14 protein-coding genes are annotated in these 16,123 nt (G+C 41.3%); 3 read left to right on the forward strand and 11 right to left on the reverse strand.

Translation table 11 applies throughout. The features are described 5' to 3' along the window. Positions 1–142: 142 nt before the first annotated feature. On the reverse strand, positions 143–460 hold the full coding sequence (locus C4F40_RS06130; protein WP_196938469.1) for a nuclear transport factor 2 family protein: 318 nt from the start codon (positions 458–460) through the stop codon (positions 143–145). A gap of 21 nt (positions 461–481) precedes the next feature. After that, positions 482–1,276, reverse strand: coding sequence for an SDR family oxidoreductase (locus tag C4F40_RS06135; RefSeq protein WP_196938470.1), 795 nt, complete (start codon positions 1,274–1,276; stop codon positions 482–484). A 123-nt stretch (positions 1,277–1,399) separates the two neighbouring features. Here C4F40_RS06135 and C4F40_RS06140 point away from each other — a divergent pair, with 123 nt between their 5' ends. Continuing rightward, positions 1,400–1,759 carry a winged helix-turn-helix transcriptional regulator gene (locus C4F40_RS06140; protein WP_196938471.1) on the forward strand — a complete coding sequence of 120 codons (360 nt, stop codon included), beginning with the start codon at positions 1,400–1,402 and terminating at the stop codon, positions 1,757–1,759. 69 nt (positions 1,760–1,828) lie between these two features. Here C4F40_RS06140 and C4F40_RS06145 read toward each other — a convergent pair whose 3' ends face one another. The 8 genes from C4F40_RS06145 to C4F40_RS06180 all read right to left on the reverse strand — a co-directional run bounded on the left by C4F40_RS06145 (position 1,829) and on the right by C4F40_RS06180 (position 8,853). After that, the gene (locus tag C4F40_RS06145) at positions 1,829–2,131 is read right to left on the reverse strand and encodes a cupin domain-containing protein (protein WP_196938472.1); all 303 of its coding nucleotides are present in this window, start codon (positions 2,129–2,131) and stop codon (positions 1,829–1,831) included. 16 nt (positions 2,132–2,147) lie between these two features. Beyond that, positions 2,148–2,702 (reverse strand): DUF1572 family protein, encoded by a 555-nt coding sequence (locus C4F40_RS06150; RefSeq protein WP_196938473.1) that lies wholly within the window; start codon positions 2,700–2,702, stop codon positions 2,148–2,150. Between the two features lie 116 nt (positions 2,703–2,818). Next, positions 2,819–3,439 carry a hypothetical protein gene (locus C4F40_RS06155; protein WP_231389939.1) on the reverse strand — a complete coding sequence of 207 codons (621 nt, stop codon included), beginning with the start codon at positions 3,437–3,439 and terminating at the stop codon, positions 2,819–2,821. 296 nt (positions 3,440–3,735) lie between these two features. Continuing rightward, positions 3,736–4,878, reverse strand: a complete 1,143-nt coding sequence (locus C4F40_RS06160) for a glutathionylspermidine synthase family protein (RefSeq protein ID WP_196938475.1) — start codon at positions 4,876–4,878, stop codon at positions 3,736–3,738. Beyond that, the gene (locus C4F40_RS06165) at positions 4,879–5,256 is read right to left on the reverse strand and encodes a hypothetical protein (RefSeq protein ID WP_196938476.1); all 378 of its coding nucleotides are present in this window, start codon (positions 5,254–5,256) and stop codon (positions 4,879–4,881) included. 3 nt (positions 5,257–5,259) lie between these two features. Continuing rightward, on the reverse strand, positions 5,260–5,553 hold the full coding sequence (locus C4F40_RS06170) for a hypothetical protein (RefSeq protein WP_196938477.1): 294 nt from the start codon (positions 5,551–5,553) through the stop codon (positions 5,260–5,262). Between the two features lie 474 nt (positions 5,554–6,027). After that, a complete protein-coding gene (locus tag C4F40_RS06175; RefSeq protein ID WP_196938478.1) occupies positions 6,028–7,401 on the reverse strand; it encodes a sulfatase-like hydrolase/transferase in 1,374 nt (457 codons plus the stop codon). Between the two features lie 6 nt (positions 7,402–7,407). Continuing rightward, on the reverse strand, positions 7,408–8,853 hold the full coding sequence (locus tag C4F40_RS06180; RefSeq protein ID WP_196938479.1) for a sulfatase family protein: 1,446 nt from the start codon (positions 8,851–8,853) through the stop codon (positions 7,408–7,410). 350 nt (positions 8,854–9,203) lie between these two features. Between C4F40_RS06180 and C4F40_RS06185 the strand changes: the two genes are divergently transcribed. Together C4F40_RS06185 and C4F40_RS06190 are read left to right on the forward strand one after the other, a co-directional pair. Then, positions 9,204–12,020, forward strand: a complete 2,817-nt coding sequence (locus C4F40_RS06185) for a hypothetical protein (RefSeq protein WP_196938480.1) — start codon at positions 9,204–9,206, stop codon at positions 12,018–12,020. A 2-nt stretch (positions 12,021–12,022) separates the two neighbouring features. Continuing rightward, positions 12,023–14,017 (forward strand): metallophosphoesterase family protein, encoded by a 1,995-nt coding sequence (locus C4F40_RS06190; RefSeq protein WP_196938481.1) that lies wholly within the window; start codon positions 12,023–12,025, stop codon positions 14,015–14,017. Positions 14,018–14,148: 131 nt separating this feature from the next. On the opposite strand, the gene C4F40_RS06195 is transcribed toward C4F40_RS06190, so the two are convergent. Then, the gene (locus C4F40_RS06195; RefSeq protein ID WP_196938482.1) at positions 14,149–16,059 is read right to left on the reverse strand and encodes an AAA domain-containing protein; all 1,911 of its coding nucleotides are present in this window, start codon (positions 16,057–16,059) and stop codon (positions 14,149–14,151) included. Between the last annotated feature and the right edge of the window lie 64 nt (positions 16,060–16,123).

The following is a 16,123-nucleotide window of genomic DNA, read 5'->3' on the forward strand; positions in this document are numbered from 1 at the left end:
CGTAACAAAAATATGATATTAAAAAGTTTGGCAAGCAGTTTGATCTATACTTAACTCATAATTTAGGTTAATAATTGGTTAGTTAGAAAATCCTGAAGCTCCCCGCTTCAGGATTTTTTTGATATACGATACGGCTTAGATCTTATCCTGTAATTTTTAATGATTGGATCTTCCCTTCGTGAAGCGCAAAATGATACGTCAGTACTGCAGGGCTACCTTCAAAATTTCCGGAGACCTCTGCTTTTAAAGTTTCTTCGCTTTCCGAATATTCAAGGGGCTTCATGACTATTCTAAATTCGTCGTTGGCTTTTTGAATCCATCGCTGTATTTCCGCTCTTCCGTTGTATGTTTTTCCTTCATCTAAAACGATGGCGGTTTCAGAAAAACAATTGGCGTAACGATGGCTATCAAAGTTATCCTGTGCCGTTACTAGTGCTGCGATTGTGTTTGGTAAGTTCATGATATTTATTTTTAAAAGTTTCTAAATGGTGGGTATGGTACCACCGTCAATAATGTATTCTGTCCCTGTCAGATAACTAGCTCTTGGAGATACTAAAAAGCCGATAAATTCTGCAATTTCTTCGGGTAATGCAGGTCGTCCTATAGGAATTCCGCCTAGTGCGTCCATTACGCTTTGGATCGCTTGTTCTATGGGAATATTTGCGCTTTCTGAAATACGTTCCATCATTCTTGTTGCGGATTCGGTTTTTATCCAACCGGGCGAAACGGTTAAAACACGAATCCCTTTGGGTGAGACTTCTTTTGACAAACCTTTGCTGTAATTTATTAACCCCGCTTTTGCTGCGGCATAGGGCAGCGTTGAATCATGTAAAGGCAGTCTTCCCTGGATGGATGCGATATGAATGATAACGCCACTCCCCTGTGCTAGCATCTGTGGTAATAGCGCCTTATCCAACCGTACAGGTGCAAGAAGGTTGGTCTGGATGGTTTGTTCCCAATCTTCATCACTTAAGACGGAAAACCCACCGGCTTGTGTTTCAGAACTGCCAAGGTTGTTTACTAAGATATCGAGTCTTGCGAATTTTGAGAGAATACGATCTACTAAGATCTGCGTTTCTTCGGCTTTACTTAAATCTGCCGAAATAAAATGAAGTTTTTCGTTTTGTTCTTTAGGTGCATTTCTTGCCGTGATAATAACCATAGCACCTGCATTAGATAGTCTTTCGGCAATGGCTTTGCCCGCTCCTTTGGTACCCCCTGTTACCAAAGCAATCTTACCGGATAATTCGTTACTGTAGTTAAATCTGTTTTCCATAGATGAATATTTTATACAAAATTGCGTCGTACGTTCGCTTTATACAAGTACGGAAAGGCGATTCGAATAGGGATAAATTATTCCCCTATTGTACAATTTAAAACATAGGGCTAAATTTGAACTATGTATGAGAGGAAAATTTTACCGAACCTGAATTGTGGACTCGATCTAATTGGTGAAGTGCTCTACGGGAAATGGAAAATTCGTTTGTTGTGGTTTATTAATGAAGGATTTCAACGCCCAAGTGAATTGCAACGGAAAATCCCCGATGCAACCAGAAGGGTATTAAATATTCAATTGAAAGAGCTGGAAGAACACGGACTCGTTCGAAAAAAAATTTACCCTGTAGTACCTCCAAAAGTGGAATATGGTCTCACGCACTTTGGCAAGACTCTAATTCCTGTAATATCAGTTTTAGGGCAATGGGGAGATGAAAATGAAGAAAAGCTACGTGATATTATTATGAAACGGTTTGAAAAATAACTAAAAAGCCGGCTACCTGTATCACTGAACTGGAATGCCCGGTCTTCTTTTGGAAGCGTTATTAAAGATTTATTTTATAAAAAAGACCCAAGTGACAAAGTCTGCTGAAAACTCGACAAATCGGTGTGCGGCATAGGCTGGAACAAACAAGAAGTCTCCTGCTTGAAAGGGAGTAGGTATGCCATTTAGTTCAAAACTTCCGGAACCGGAGATGACAACATAAAATTCATCCTTATCGTGGGGCTGCTGCTTATCTACAAGGTCGGGTTTGTAAATTTCGACTGAGAGATTGTTCCTATCAAATAAGCTTATAAATTCTTTTCCCGATTGCGCCAGCTTGTCGAGTGCTTGTTTTTCTTGAATTTTTATCATATGCAAGGGTGCAGCTTTAAAGATCGTCGGTAAAATGTCGTCTTTCTTTATCTTGTTCAAATTTTCGTTCGTTGTATTGTGCAGAACTGTTACGGGCTATGGAAAGCGTTTTCCATTTCTCATTTTTCACCATCTTCGCAACGTAAACAATTTGTCCGATGTGGTAGGGATAGTGAGCCAACTGTCTGTTTAGGGCTTCCATAACTGTGTGACCGTCATTCCGTATGTAGACAATGCTTTCCAGATCTGCTTTACGCAAACTGCTTAATACATTAATTAGGCATTCCCATCCCTTTTCCCAATGAGCGATAAGTGATGACCTGTCATGAAATGTATGTTCAAATTCAGCATCTCTGTTTCTCCACGCTTTTTCTCCATCTGATGTAAGAAAATCGGTAAAGCGCGATTGCATATTTCCGGAAATGTGGTTTACAATAATAGCGATACTGTTACTCTCTCCATTGTATTGCCAGAACAAACTTTCATCGTCCAATTGTTCCATGGCTTTTTCAGCGAGAATCTTGTAATATCTAAATTGCTTGATGACACTATTTATATAACTAGTTTCCATTTATGTTAGGATTTTATAATAGTTTTTTCCAATGTGCCACAAAATCGACGATCAATTTGAATGACATATAAAATAACAGCAAATATAATCGATACGATTGCTGGTCAATGTATAACCTAAAACTTAATCAGTAACTCTGTAGAAATCAGTTTATCATTGTTGTAATATTCAAATAACCATTTCCCTTCTTTTTTCAGTACGATTCCTTTGAATTGACCATTATCCGCAATAAAATAGTCGGGCACAGAGGTTTTAAAAAGAGTCAGCACTTTTTTGGGCGTGGTATCGATCAATTGATAACCGTTTGCAGTTGCCTGAGCATATAAAGTTTTTGAAGATTCTAAACTTTCGATCGCTACTGCCGGTGGATTTGCAGATGCTGCAACTACTTCCGCTGCCTTTATACTTTCAACCTCTTGGGTTTCACCGGTAAATGTATAGGGAAGCTCATTCAAAGAAACAAAGGCTTTTTTTAAGGCCTCACCGTACGAAGCCGCAAATTCCTTTTCTCGGCTTTTACCTTCTTTGCCTTTAAACACTACATTACCTTGGCAGTCTGTTAATGTCAATGTAAGGGTGGTTGTAAACAACCCTTTTTTTTCCGCAAGATCGGCATTCAGGGCTTTGCACTTGTTATTAGCAATCTCAGCTGGCAAATTTATATCATCGAAATAAACGGTAAAGCCTTTTTGTTCCAAAAATGTCTTTGTCAGGCTATTTAGATTATATTGATTCACTTCTTTAAAAAAACTGTACTGCTCTGGCACCAATACGTATTTATAGTTGTTAATCGTATTTTGAGCATATCCCGACAATGTCGTGAATATTAAAAGTAGTAAAAGGGATCTTTTCATAGTATAACAGTACGCTGTGTGCATAAAGATAATATATTCGTTTCATTACATCAATACCTTCACCTCATTCTCCATTTAGAAAAATCTAGCAATATCAAACCTAGCCGAGTAAGCTTAAAACATCAGTTCGATAGGCTATACAACGCTTATGAAAATATGCGACCGTAGCAAGGTATGGTCTAATTTTTAATGATATGCGGTATGAAGCGACTTTGATCGGTGGTAATCGGCATATCGGATTCTCTGAAACTGATGCCGCAGGCTTCTTGGCCAATAACCCAGGAACCTATAACAGAAAAACCGGTTTCTTCCCGATGTATGGTGGCCAGTTCTTGATAGATATAGCCTTCCTCGCCGTATGCGCCGTCTGTCTCGTAAATCATTTCCCGATCATAGAACATCTCTATATTGGCACCCTCACGCGAAAGAATAGGCTTTCTTACATAGTGACGCATACCCTTAGGGCTATCGAAGTACGACTTTAATAAGTTCGGGTGGTGGGGAAATAATTCCCATAAAATGGGAAGAATGGCTTTATTAGATAAAATCATTTTCCATGAGGGCTCGATCCATTGCGCCTCATTGATATCTTGGACGATGTTATGGCCAAATTCTTCGTTGACCATCCATTCCCAGGGGTACAACTTAAATATGGACTGAATTTCATACCCTTCTAGATCGACAAAGGTTCTTCCATCCCAACCAATCTCATCAATATAAATCAGTTGCGTCTGTATGCCGGCCTGAATCGCCGTATCCCTCAGGTACTCCACGTTTGTAAGGTCTTCAAGTGTTTCCTTTGCGCAGGAGAAGTATAAGATTTCTCCTTTGAGATACGGTTTTAGCGATTTCCAGCTTTCGATCAACTGCTCATGAATAGAATTGTATTGATCGGTAGACTCAGAGAAATAGTGGTTTTTCCAATGCCATTGCACGATACCACTTTCAAAAAGTGAAGTAGGTGTATCGGCGTTAAATTCTAGCATTTTCAATTTCCTCGACTGGCTATCATATGCAAAATCGAACCTACCATAGATGGAGGGGTCGTCCTTATCCCAAGAACGCTCGATATGATGTATCATATAGGCTGGGATATGAAAGAGATGATAGAGCTTATGCTGGATAACATGCTCTACTGCCTTGAGGCACATCTGCCATAAGTCAGCAGTAGCTTGATAGATACTGTCTGCTTCATGTGCGGTGATTTCATAATAACGATCATCTACCCAATAAGGCACATTGTCCGAGGAATGATAACCGTAACCAATGGATTCCAATCTAGATTTCCAATTCGGATCTATCGATACGTTTTTTACCTGCATTTATGATCCGTAGGAAGAAGAGGGATTAGATACTGCAGATCGGCCAAAGCCAGCTCTTTGCGCCTGAAAAGCCGATGCCTTTCTCGCGTTTGCACCTACCACCGATTGGGGGTGCAAGTTATTATTCGCATAACCTAAGCCGCCCCCAAGGTGACGGAAGGCCATAAACCAAAGAAAAGCAGTTCCCATACCTCCAGATGAGGTGCGTTGTTGGCTGTAATTTTCGGTAACCTCGGTATATGCAGCAGTCGTATCGGCACGCATAAACACGCGTTGCGCATCAGCTGCGGACTGAGTTGGTTGAGTCGGTTGGCCACAGGAAGCCAATACGGAAGATATCAATACCAATTGGACACTTTTAGAAGCTTTCTTTCTCATATTTTACTGTACTGTTACGTAAATAGGAACTTTACTCAATGTTTTCAGGGAATCTGTTCCATCCCAAGATCTGGGCGATACGGCGGTTTTGATCGTATCCGATTGGGCAGCGACCTGTTCTCCATTGAACCAGATGTGTTGCGTGGTAATATGTAATACGGAGTCCCCCGCTGTTACTGTTTTCAGAGTTACTTCACGGGCTGACCTTTTATCTAGTTGTTCTAATTTTTGCTCGTTTTGTCTGTTCTGACAACTATATAAAGCCGTTGCGACAATAAAAAGGAATACATATTTCATTCGCGATGATTAATACACAAATATGCTACAAATCATCGGAAAATGGAAGGCTAGTTTAAGATTAGATCGTAGGAACATGAAATTTTTTATTTCTAAATACAATAACCAAAAAATATTGACGTTATCATTATATAAGAAGCAAGAGATCAGATGCCATGGAGCACATGCATCTTCGAGATAAATACTTCTTACACGTATCTGTAGAGAATAAGTAACACGGCTTAATCGAAAAAGAAACACAGAAACAGAAAAAAGATATCGTGGTCAAGAAGTAAGAAAGGGTTTAGATATTATATCTAAACCCTTTTGCGTTTATAAGAACTTGGAGATACCGGGTAAAAACACCAGCATATTTATCCAACTCGAAAGGTAAATCAATTGGGGATTTACTCGTTGAGGAGCTTGGAGAAGAAAAACTGAAGAATATACTGGAAAATTGCGGAAACAAATTACGCGATTCTCGAAGTAAAATAGTTATTCAAATGAAGGTAAATCGTACCACCATATTAGGAGCTGCTCACTAAACTGCTTCACTAAATCGGGATGCTCTGCTACAAGATTGGTGGATTCCACTTGATCTTCGTTGAGATCATATAACTCCATACCACTTTTATCCGCATTCATTAGGAACTTCCAATGCTGCCAGCGGTAGGCCAACGCAGGGCTTTTATTTGGTCCTTTCGGAACACTAAAAAAAGGGCTGTTACGTCCATACTCCCACATGAGCGGCGTCTTACGTGCCGATCCATTGCCTAGCCAGGTGCTGCTCCGATCTTCCCCGTCTAAGATATCGGAATTTGCAATATCTGCTCCTGCCAACGCACAAAATGAAGGCAACAGGTCTAAAGCGGATAAGATTGACGTACTATCGATGCTATTTTCTTTAATTTTTGCAGGCCAGCGTGCAATAAATGGCATTTTTATTCCTCCTTCATAAAGAGACAATTTACTACCACGTAGGCCGGCAGATCGATCTTGTCCAAATGTAGGTAACGGACCATTATCACTGGTAAAGATCACTAAGGTATTGTCATCTATTCCCAGTTCTTTTAATCCATCCATTAATTTGCCCAGTTGTCTATCAAATTCTTGGAGCACGGCTTTAAAGCTCTTTTCTTCTTCTGGTTTGCCAGGTAATCTGCCTGTCTCATCATCTCCAGCTACCCAAGGTGTGTGTACGTCGTCTGTCCAAAGGTTCACATAGCAGGGCTTGCCTTTGTTCTCTCTCAAAAAAGTCAATGTTTTTTCGACAAAATAGGCTGTCCGGTTCCACCGCTTAATGCTGTCTTGATCACTCCAGATCCAGTTGGTCGCTGTAATTGCCGGGTCAGGATCTGGACTCTCATATGTTCCCGACCAAGAATCAAATCCATATTGATCAAAATTAGGCGCATCTGTAACATCACGCCCTCCTCCCATATGCCATTTACCAAAATGCCCGGTAACATATCCTTCCGATTTCAATAGTTTGGCGACGGAGGGAACTTTCGGATCGAGATAATCTACCTGATGCTTCCTCTTATTGTCTTCGCGCGTATTTAAAAATGTCGTAAAATGCAGTTCGGCGGGCGCCTGCCCCGTGAGAATACCCGCCCTGGATGGAGAACATATTGGAGACGCACTATAGTAATTGGTGAAACGAATGCCCTCTTCCGCAATCTTATCAATATTCGGTGTTTTATACTTTCCGAAATAACAGCTGATATCGCCTATTCCAAGATCATCGGACAAGATCAAAATGATATTTGGCTTTGGTGCCTCTTGGGCCTGAACTACAAATGAGTAAGATAGGAATACGAAGACGGCTTTAACCATCAGTAGCATTCCAGGGTAAAGTAGATTTTTCATTCTTTTTTATTGCTTATGTCTTTTAATGGGCACGTCTAGCCCTGCTCCGGTATCACCTTGTGCTTCCATCCATTTGAATAATTCTGTTCTCATCTCATCGATAGCCGTAAAATACGATTCGTTACCAGACAAATCATGTAATTCATTGGGATCTTGTTGAAGGTCATAAAATTCTACGGGAGGGTGCTTGACGATACGCTGTGCTAACCTGCGGGCTGTTTCGTCATTTTCGCCTTTCCTCACCCAGGAGGTGTAAACTTGTTGTCTATTCGCGGTATCTGTCATGTATTTGATGCGATACATTTGATCCGAATTTAAATTGACAATGAGTTTAAACCTGTTATTTCGAATACTTCGAATCGGATATGCAGGACCTTCGGGTATATTGTTATGGATGCCAAAAGCATACTCGCGAAACGTATTTTGCGAATCCTTTATTACGGGCAGGAAACTTCGTCCATCCAAAGATTTCAAAGGTTCACCTCCTGCTATTGCGACCAAGGTAGGCGTAATATCTTCATATTGCACAATCGCATTAGTCGTCGCACCGCCAAGGGCCGTACCTGGCCAACGTACCAACATAGCGCTCCGCTGCCCATTGTCATACAAAGTCCATTTACCACCGGGAAACTGAGGCCCCTGTTCTCCAAGAAAAATCACAATCGTATTTTCCAACTGCTTGTTAGCTTCTAAAAGTTGCAACACATCCCCCACTTGATTGTCTAATCTCCGTACTTCAGCGAGATATTTGACAAATTGTCGACGGGTCAAATCGGTGTCTACCCAATGTGCCGGAAGCTTTAGCTTTGCCTTATCAAACTCGGCGGTATCCCCTACCGTCCAAGGGGCATGGGGATTAACACTCATGACAAAAAGACAATAAGGGTCTTTATCCTCTTGTATAAAATCGGCGATGCTATCCAAAAAATACTCGTCTGTAGTCGCTACACAGTTTTTTTCAAAACCGGGAACAAGTTGAAATGGAAAACTGGATTTAGGCTTTGTTACATGATCCTTTCCTGTTAAACCGACCCGATACCCAAGCTCCTGCAGGTAATGCGCTACACTTTTTACATCTGGATATACGGGTTTGTGATTCTGATAGGCGCCATGCCGGAGGGGATAAAGCCCGGTAAACAATGAGGCTCTGGTGGGTACGCACATCGCCTCGGAAGCGATTAGGTTGTTAAACTTTAATCCTTCTTGAGCTAAGCGGTCAATATGCGTTGTTTGTAGATTCTCACCTCCATAACAACTCAACTGCCTGCTGTCCAAATCATCGGCCATAATGATGACGAAATTGGGCCGGTTTGCTTTAGACGACGAAACTGAAGTTTGTTGCTGTGAAAATGCTTTAGGAAAGAACAATATGACCAATATAGTGACCAATAGAAAGCGAATATGGTATTCTTTTTGTCTGAGACGTTGATATGCTAGCTTTATTTTTAACATAATAAGTTGACGTGAGTTCTGTCTCTCAAACTTACCGTTTGTTACGGAAGAATAATTGTCATTTCTGATCAAAACGCTATCAAATTATGTCATTATCTAGAACACTTAAATAGTAAAGCGACTGTATGGAAGTACAAATGCTTTTATGTGGTCTGAAAACAAACTGGTTTTCAATACATCAGATTGCCTAACGGAAAATATAGACGTGGGTATATTACCCAAGTTCCACCTTCCCTCATTAATTTGCATTATTCACTCACCCATAGTAACATTTCGCTCATTTACAAATAAATAGACCCTTATAGACCCTTAAGTTTATTGAATTTAGTATCACAATAAAGAATAACGATATGGCTACGAACAAACGTCTTACCGATTTAACTGCTTATAAATCTGTACTACCCTACGCCAGTGAAATTTTCGGCGTATACCAACCTTTAATCGGATGGAAGGGAAAAAGAAATACGAAAAGGTTTATTTGGAAACCTAAATTAATACCTTACGTACCTACACACGAGGAAAAATATCGCGGAGAGTTTACAGACCGTTTGGATAATACGACGATCCCATTCAATCATTACCTAAAGATGAATGGCGACGAAAGAGCCGGAAAAATGCCTGATGACTTGCTATTTTATGAGAACATCCGAATTCAGACTAGTGCCGAATCTAAAACTGGAGATGCTGTTTTCTTAGATGTACTCCGGGCCAATATAACCGACGAAGCGGAAATCGAAAACGTATTTAGCAAAGACAGTTACCAACAGATACTGGATGCAGCCACGGACACCCTGTACGCAAATTATAAAGAAAATTTTGTACTCACTAAGGAAACTTCCTCGGAGTACTACTATCGTCTCAACAACGATCTTTTAAAACAGGCACATCAGGCATCACAGGCTTCGAGCAAATTAATGGCGATGTTCAATGCAAGAAATATAGCGGACATAAAAGCCGTCATTTTTAACAAGACGGAACTCATCATACCCAAACAATATATCGAAAACCCGTTTGAAAGTTTTGATCCAACACAGCAACTTCAGCGCGTCGGTCTCTCGCCAATCGGAATTGTTCATTTATTCCGCCAGTATTTTTATGAACTAGACACCTTTCTGGGTACACCTGTGGGCCATGTGTGGTTATCACCGGGATCGTCCGTCGAATTAATAGAAAGTTCAACCCGGAAAACACTGATAGAACGAACCTCCGAAATTTTCCAGGAAACGATCTATAAAACAGAATCATCACTGACCGAAAAGGACGAGCTCTCCGAAGCTGTGAAATCCGAAAACGAAAACTCCATTAAATTTGGTGCAAACGTAACCGCTGAACAGAAATGGGTATGGGGCGAAGCCTCGCAATCTGCCAGCTTTGACTTAGGGACTACCCAAAAGACGGCAAGAGAAAACACCCATGGCAAGATGCGTGAACAAAGTTCAAAACTCTCCTCTGAAATTAGAAAAAATTATAAATCGACGTTTAAAACCGTTTCCGAGACAACAGACGTATCCAGCAAACGGATGGTATTGAACAATACCTCAATGGATCTCGTCAATTATGAATTGAGAAGGAAAATGAGACAAGTAGCTGTGCAGGTACAGGATATCGGCACCTACTTATGCTGGCAGACGTTTGTCGACCGTCCGGGCGACGCCTTGGGCTTATCGACGCTCGTCCATATTGCGCAAAAGCCCGATGGCCAAATTCCGCAACCGCCGGCAGAAATTCCAACAATGCAACCGTTCAGTAATCAAGAAATTATAACGATCGACTGTATTCCAACCACAAAAAAAGGAATCGAAGAATTTGATGGCAATGCGTTGGATGAGACCTATGTTATCTGTCAAGAACATGGTGGCAGCCATTTAAAGGAGGACAATGGACATGAATATGTTATCCGACGGTATCATGAAGTCGTACTAATACCCAAGAACCCCGGTTATAAGCTGATAGATTTAAGGTTTGTTGCCAATCCCGACGTCAGCTTGAGCACGGAAATTGAATCCGCTACGGGAACGGTCAAAATAACGCTGAATACCATAAATTTTCGAGATAAAACCAGTATCGCCTTAAACGCGGAATCCGTGTGGGAAGTCGATAAAACGAGTCCCTATTACCTCGATTTAGAACAAAAGCGAATTGATGCACAAAAGGTGTATGATAATGCCGTACGAAAAGAACATGAATCCCAATTTATTCAAGCCGCCCGAGAGCGTATTAAGCTCGCAAACGGGATTCAAACCAGAAAATATGAAGAACTACGCGAAGAGGAACGTATCGTTGTGTATAGACAACTTATTCGAGACTTAGGTAAAGATGTCGTATATAATAAAGACGAGACTGAAAAAAAGACAAGCCAAAAGGAAGCTGATTCCGATTTCCACGTCTTTTATGAATTATTGAATTCTATTTTTGATATCGATAAAATGCTCTATTTTGTTGCTCCGGAATGGTGGCGTGCGAAACCCGTTACACAACTAAATGTAGGCACAGATGACGGAAGTGACTCGAATTCGTCTGGTACATTACAAGATGCAAAAACGATTATTCCGAGAAGTAATTTTGCCACTTGGGGAGAGCCAAGACACAATAACTATTTTATCACGGACGATCAACCTTATCCTGCAAAATTGGGTAGTTCTCTTGGGTGGCTGCTCCAAATGGATGGCGATAATCTGCGAAACGCATTTCTGAACTCACCTTGGGTAAAAGCCGTCATGCCGATTCGCCCGGGAAAAGAGAAAGAAGCATTGAATTGGCTAAAACACGTAGAAGGTATGAACGGTATTTCGGAAAATGATATGTACCAAGGGCCGGAAGAAAGTCACAGAGGAAAAACATTATTGCAGGTGTTGGAAGATTTAGCCGAGAAAGTAAAGCAAAAACATAAAGCCTCCATCGAATCGAGGTCTTTCCCAGCAGATGATGAAGATCTAATCAATTCAATCGATCCCGAAACAAAAGAAATAATAGACGATAGAAACATCGTTAGTTCCACGCCTATCGACCGGGTTTATGAACATGGATTCTATCCTTTGCAGGAAGGATTTCGAGCTGAAGTCGATAAAGATTTTCAAATTTTTGATCAGTGGATAGAGGTGCTGCCAACTGATCAGGTTGTGCCGGTGGAAGTCGTCTATGATCCGAAAACAGGTCGACAAAAATAACTATGGGACTTCAATTTTTTGCTGGCCCCTTACTACGCAGGGTTTCACCCAAGAAAGTAATTATCTGGGCCGCTACTATTGGCTATCCCAGTATATCGGGCAAACTACATATAGATGGGCAAAGCATCGCGGAAGGTTATTCCAAATCCATATCTATTCAGGATAAAATCTTCATACACCTGATAGAAATTGAACCGGGTGCAGCAAATGCGCTTTATACCACAGCGGCTCGGCAAGCTATACAATCCTTGTTAGGAAATTCTTTCCCGACAAATAAAGTAATATCCTACAGCGTAGGCATACCCGATGGGGATATTTATAATTATACAGAATTTAATCAAATCGTCATTGACCAAAAGCTAGCATATGGGAACGAAGATTTGTATCCATCCGATACGCCGGCAATAAAGGATCTCACAAATCAACTGCCTAAACTGCCTTGTTTTATTATCCCCTCCACCAATCAGCAACTAAATATCGCTTTTGGCTCCTGTAGGAAACCACATGATAAAGGAGCCGACGCATTCGAACATATCGATCGAAATTTAAAAAACAGTTATACGGATGTGATGAAAAGGCCGCATGTACTTTATATGGGAGGTGACCAGATCTACGCAGACGACGTGGATGATAGCGTAATCCATGCCATTAAAAGTATGTCAAAAAAATATGGGTTAGAAGAAATACTCCCTAGCACGAATATACCAACAGATCAACTAGGCGATCGGTCTAAATTTATCAACAAAATCGGCTTTACAACCGGAGAAGGGAAAAATCACCTGTTAAGTTTGGGTGATTACCTAGCCATGTATGGACTGGTCTGGAATGCCGAAAACTGGAAAGGATTGGAAGGCATCCCCGACTTTTCTCAAGGCCTGATTTCCGTGAGACGTGTACTCGCCAATACACCCACGTACATGATCTTTGATGATCATGATGTCACGGACGATTGGTGTATTACCAATGAAAGGAAACAGAAAATTTTAGAGCATATCACGGGTAAGCGAATTATCGCGAATGCGTTAGCCGCCTATTTCCTCTTTCAGGGTTGGGGAAATGACCCTCAAAAATTTGATTATACTAAAATCAAGAAAGCTATTGAAAACAGGAAGTCTAGTACCACAGCATACGATTCTCTTTTTATGCACCAAGACTGGGAATTTGAAGCGCCCACTGTGCCTGTTAGCTATTTCTTAGATACGAGGACGAATAGAGGTGGAACAGGATTCCCAACCCTATTAAAATCCATCGATTCTTGGCAACGCACCCAGATACATGTTACAAATAAAAATCTCCCATTTGTATTGATCACTCCCGGTCCCATGGTCACGTTCCGTGGCATTGATCGTTTACAGGAAGATGTATCGAAATGGCCCGATAACCCTGTTGTGGGGCTCATGGGTAAATATGGTGCAGATTATGAATCCTGGTCATCCAACCCGATCAACTACAAACTTTTTTTTTCGTATTTCAAACAAAAAAATATAACAAAAATAGTCGTATTAAGTGGGGATGTTCATTATGGCTTTTCTGCCGTATTTTCTATCTTCGACAAAAAAGCAATGTTGGACATTCCCAATGGGTATAAATTAAAGGGCTTGCAGATTACCTCCAGTGCCTTCAAGAACAGCGCAAGTATTTTGGGGTGGTTTTCTCAGAACGGTTATAGAGGCAATATATACTTGTTAATTTTTAAAGACCGATCTAGTTATGCCTTCGATGAGGACAACAATAAATCCTTCATCCATTCCAAAAAACCGCGCCTTATAATTAACGGCAGCAAGATAAAACAGCTAATAGGTAATAATACAGACTCCTTATATGAAGACCTGTCTGAAGATTTATACCCAGAACTGATTATGGAAGTAAAAATTAACTCCGCTATCCCAAAAACGGCTGAATATATAGCGGAACACAATTATGGATTGATGAACATCAACCAAAATCAGATTCATTATTCTTTTAACAATGGAGGTAAATATTCCTTTAATCTCTAAGTGTGCGGTGCACCGTCTCTCTCCTCCTTCTGGCGAATATCCTATAATTGTAAAAGTGCTAACGAAAGCTTATTGGGTTCATGTTGTGTTGTGTTCGAAAATGCGACCATGGCGCTACTTCGTACTAATCTTTATACCTGTATGTCCCATTCCCAAACACTGTGATACTGATCAATGGATTCGATATAATCTAAAAAACCCTTATAAAAGCTGTGCTGCCCTATTGTACTGCTATCGCCTATCACAATCAGTTTTTTCTTGGCGCGGGTCATTGCAACATTCATGCGCCGTACATCGGATAAAAAGCCGATATGCTGCTCTGCGTTACTCCGCGTTAGACTAATGTAGATAATATCTTTTTCCTGGCCTTGAAAACTATCAATGGTATTGATCTGAATGGAATTGGTAAATGGAACGATTTCTTCGTCTTGTCCTAGTAGCTCCTTTAACAAAATGGCTTGCCTTCTATAGGGGGCAATAACGCCTATGCTCGGAAATGCTTGATCAGAATAGGCTACCTTGAGGTCTTGCAGTAATGCGCGAAGATGTGTTTTTAAAAAATAAGCTTCTTCGGTATTATAGATAGCGCCATCAACCTGCGTTTCTTCAAATCCTGCGCCTGCTGTGTCGATAAAAAGTATGGGTTTTACGTCATGCAATAACGTCCAGTCGGATACCGAAGCTGCTGCTTGCAATTGATCTGCATATAGGGCCTGGGATGGATATTTTTGAATCTGTGCATTCATTCTATACTGAACATTCAACAGCGAAACTTCCGTCGGATAACGCTTTACTAATTTTTCGAATAAGGTATGATACAGCCCTTCCTTGGAGCTGCTATTGGATTTAACGGTTGGAGGGAGTTGACAATGATCACCCGCCAATATCACTTTGTTTGCTTTTAGGATTGGAATCCAGCATGCCGGCTCCAACGCCTGGGCTGCTTCATCGATGATGATCGTTTCATAGTGTCTACTACGGATGGTATGATGATTTGCGCCAACTAATGTTGCGGTAATAACCTCTACCTTGTTCAGAATATCTTCAACGATATAATCCTGAATTCGATCTATCTCCTTCCGAAGTTTACGGGCCTCATCAAATAGGGCCTTTCGTTGTTCCCGTTCCGACTTACCGAAGTTGCGTTTGTATTTTTGCGCCAGATCCGTATACGCACGGGCTTGCTTTTCCAAATTTTTCATTTCCCTATTGGCGCTGTGTCTCTCTACCTTAGCATCCAATGTCAACTCCTGCAGGTGATCGGATACCTTGACGGGGTTACCGATGCGGGTTACTGAAATCCCAATAGCATCCAGGCGCTCGGTCAATACGTCTACGGCGGTATTGCTAGGTGCCACAAGTAAGAGCTGCTTGTTTTCCTGCTTTAACAAAGCTTGCACCGCTTTAATTAGGGTTGTAGTCTTGCCTGTACCTGGCGGGCCATGTAGGATAGCGAGGGGGCTGGAACTTAAAATATGCTGAATAGCGTTATTTTGACTGGCATTGAGGTCGGGGTGTTTATAGGCTACTTCCACTTGATCCTGCACAACCAGCTCCTCTCCGATGAGCTGCCGAATAAGGCGTCCCTGTCTAAAATCTGCACGCAGCTCTTTGGCTTGGCTCAACGCATCATGCATTTCCCGATAGGAATTTTCGTCAAATAATAGATCAACACCCAGCTTTCCTCTCCGACTCCATTCCGGTAATTCTTCTACCCTAAATGAAATCCGCATGGTATCCCGGCTTACAAAGGCTATAATACCATCCAAACGGTCTTCGTCTGGAGCATGATTGGAAAATAAGGAAACAGGCATACCGAATCGAAACCGATGGCCTTCTTCTAAATTATTGGTTTTGCTCAGGGTTATCGTTAGGTAGTCGCCTCGACCGAGCGCACTGTTCGTTATCGAAATTGGAAACCATGTTACACCTTGCACCCGCCGCTCGTTTAGGTTGCTTTTTAAAAGCAGAGCTTCGTGCTGGGCTTTGTCGTAACGTTGCTCCTCATTCAATAAGGCGGTGAGCTCTTCAAAATAGTTCATACGGATATTTTCACTATAAAACAGGCGCAGTGTATATACCGGGCCTGATATCTAGTTGTTTTCA

It is taken from the genome of Sphingobacterium pedocola (assembly GCF_015209965.1).
Taxonomy (GTDB): domain Bacteria; phylum Bacteroidota; class Bacteroidia; order Sphingobacteriales; family Sphingobacteriaceae; genus Sphingobacterium; species Sphingobacterium pedocola.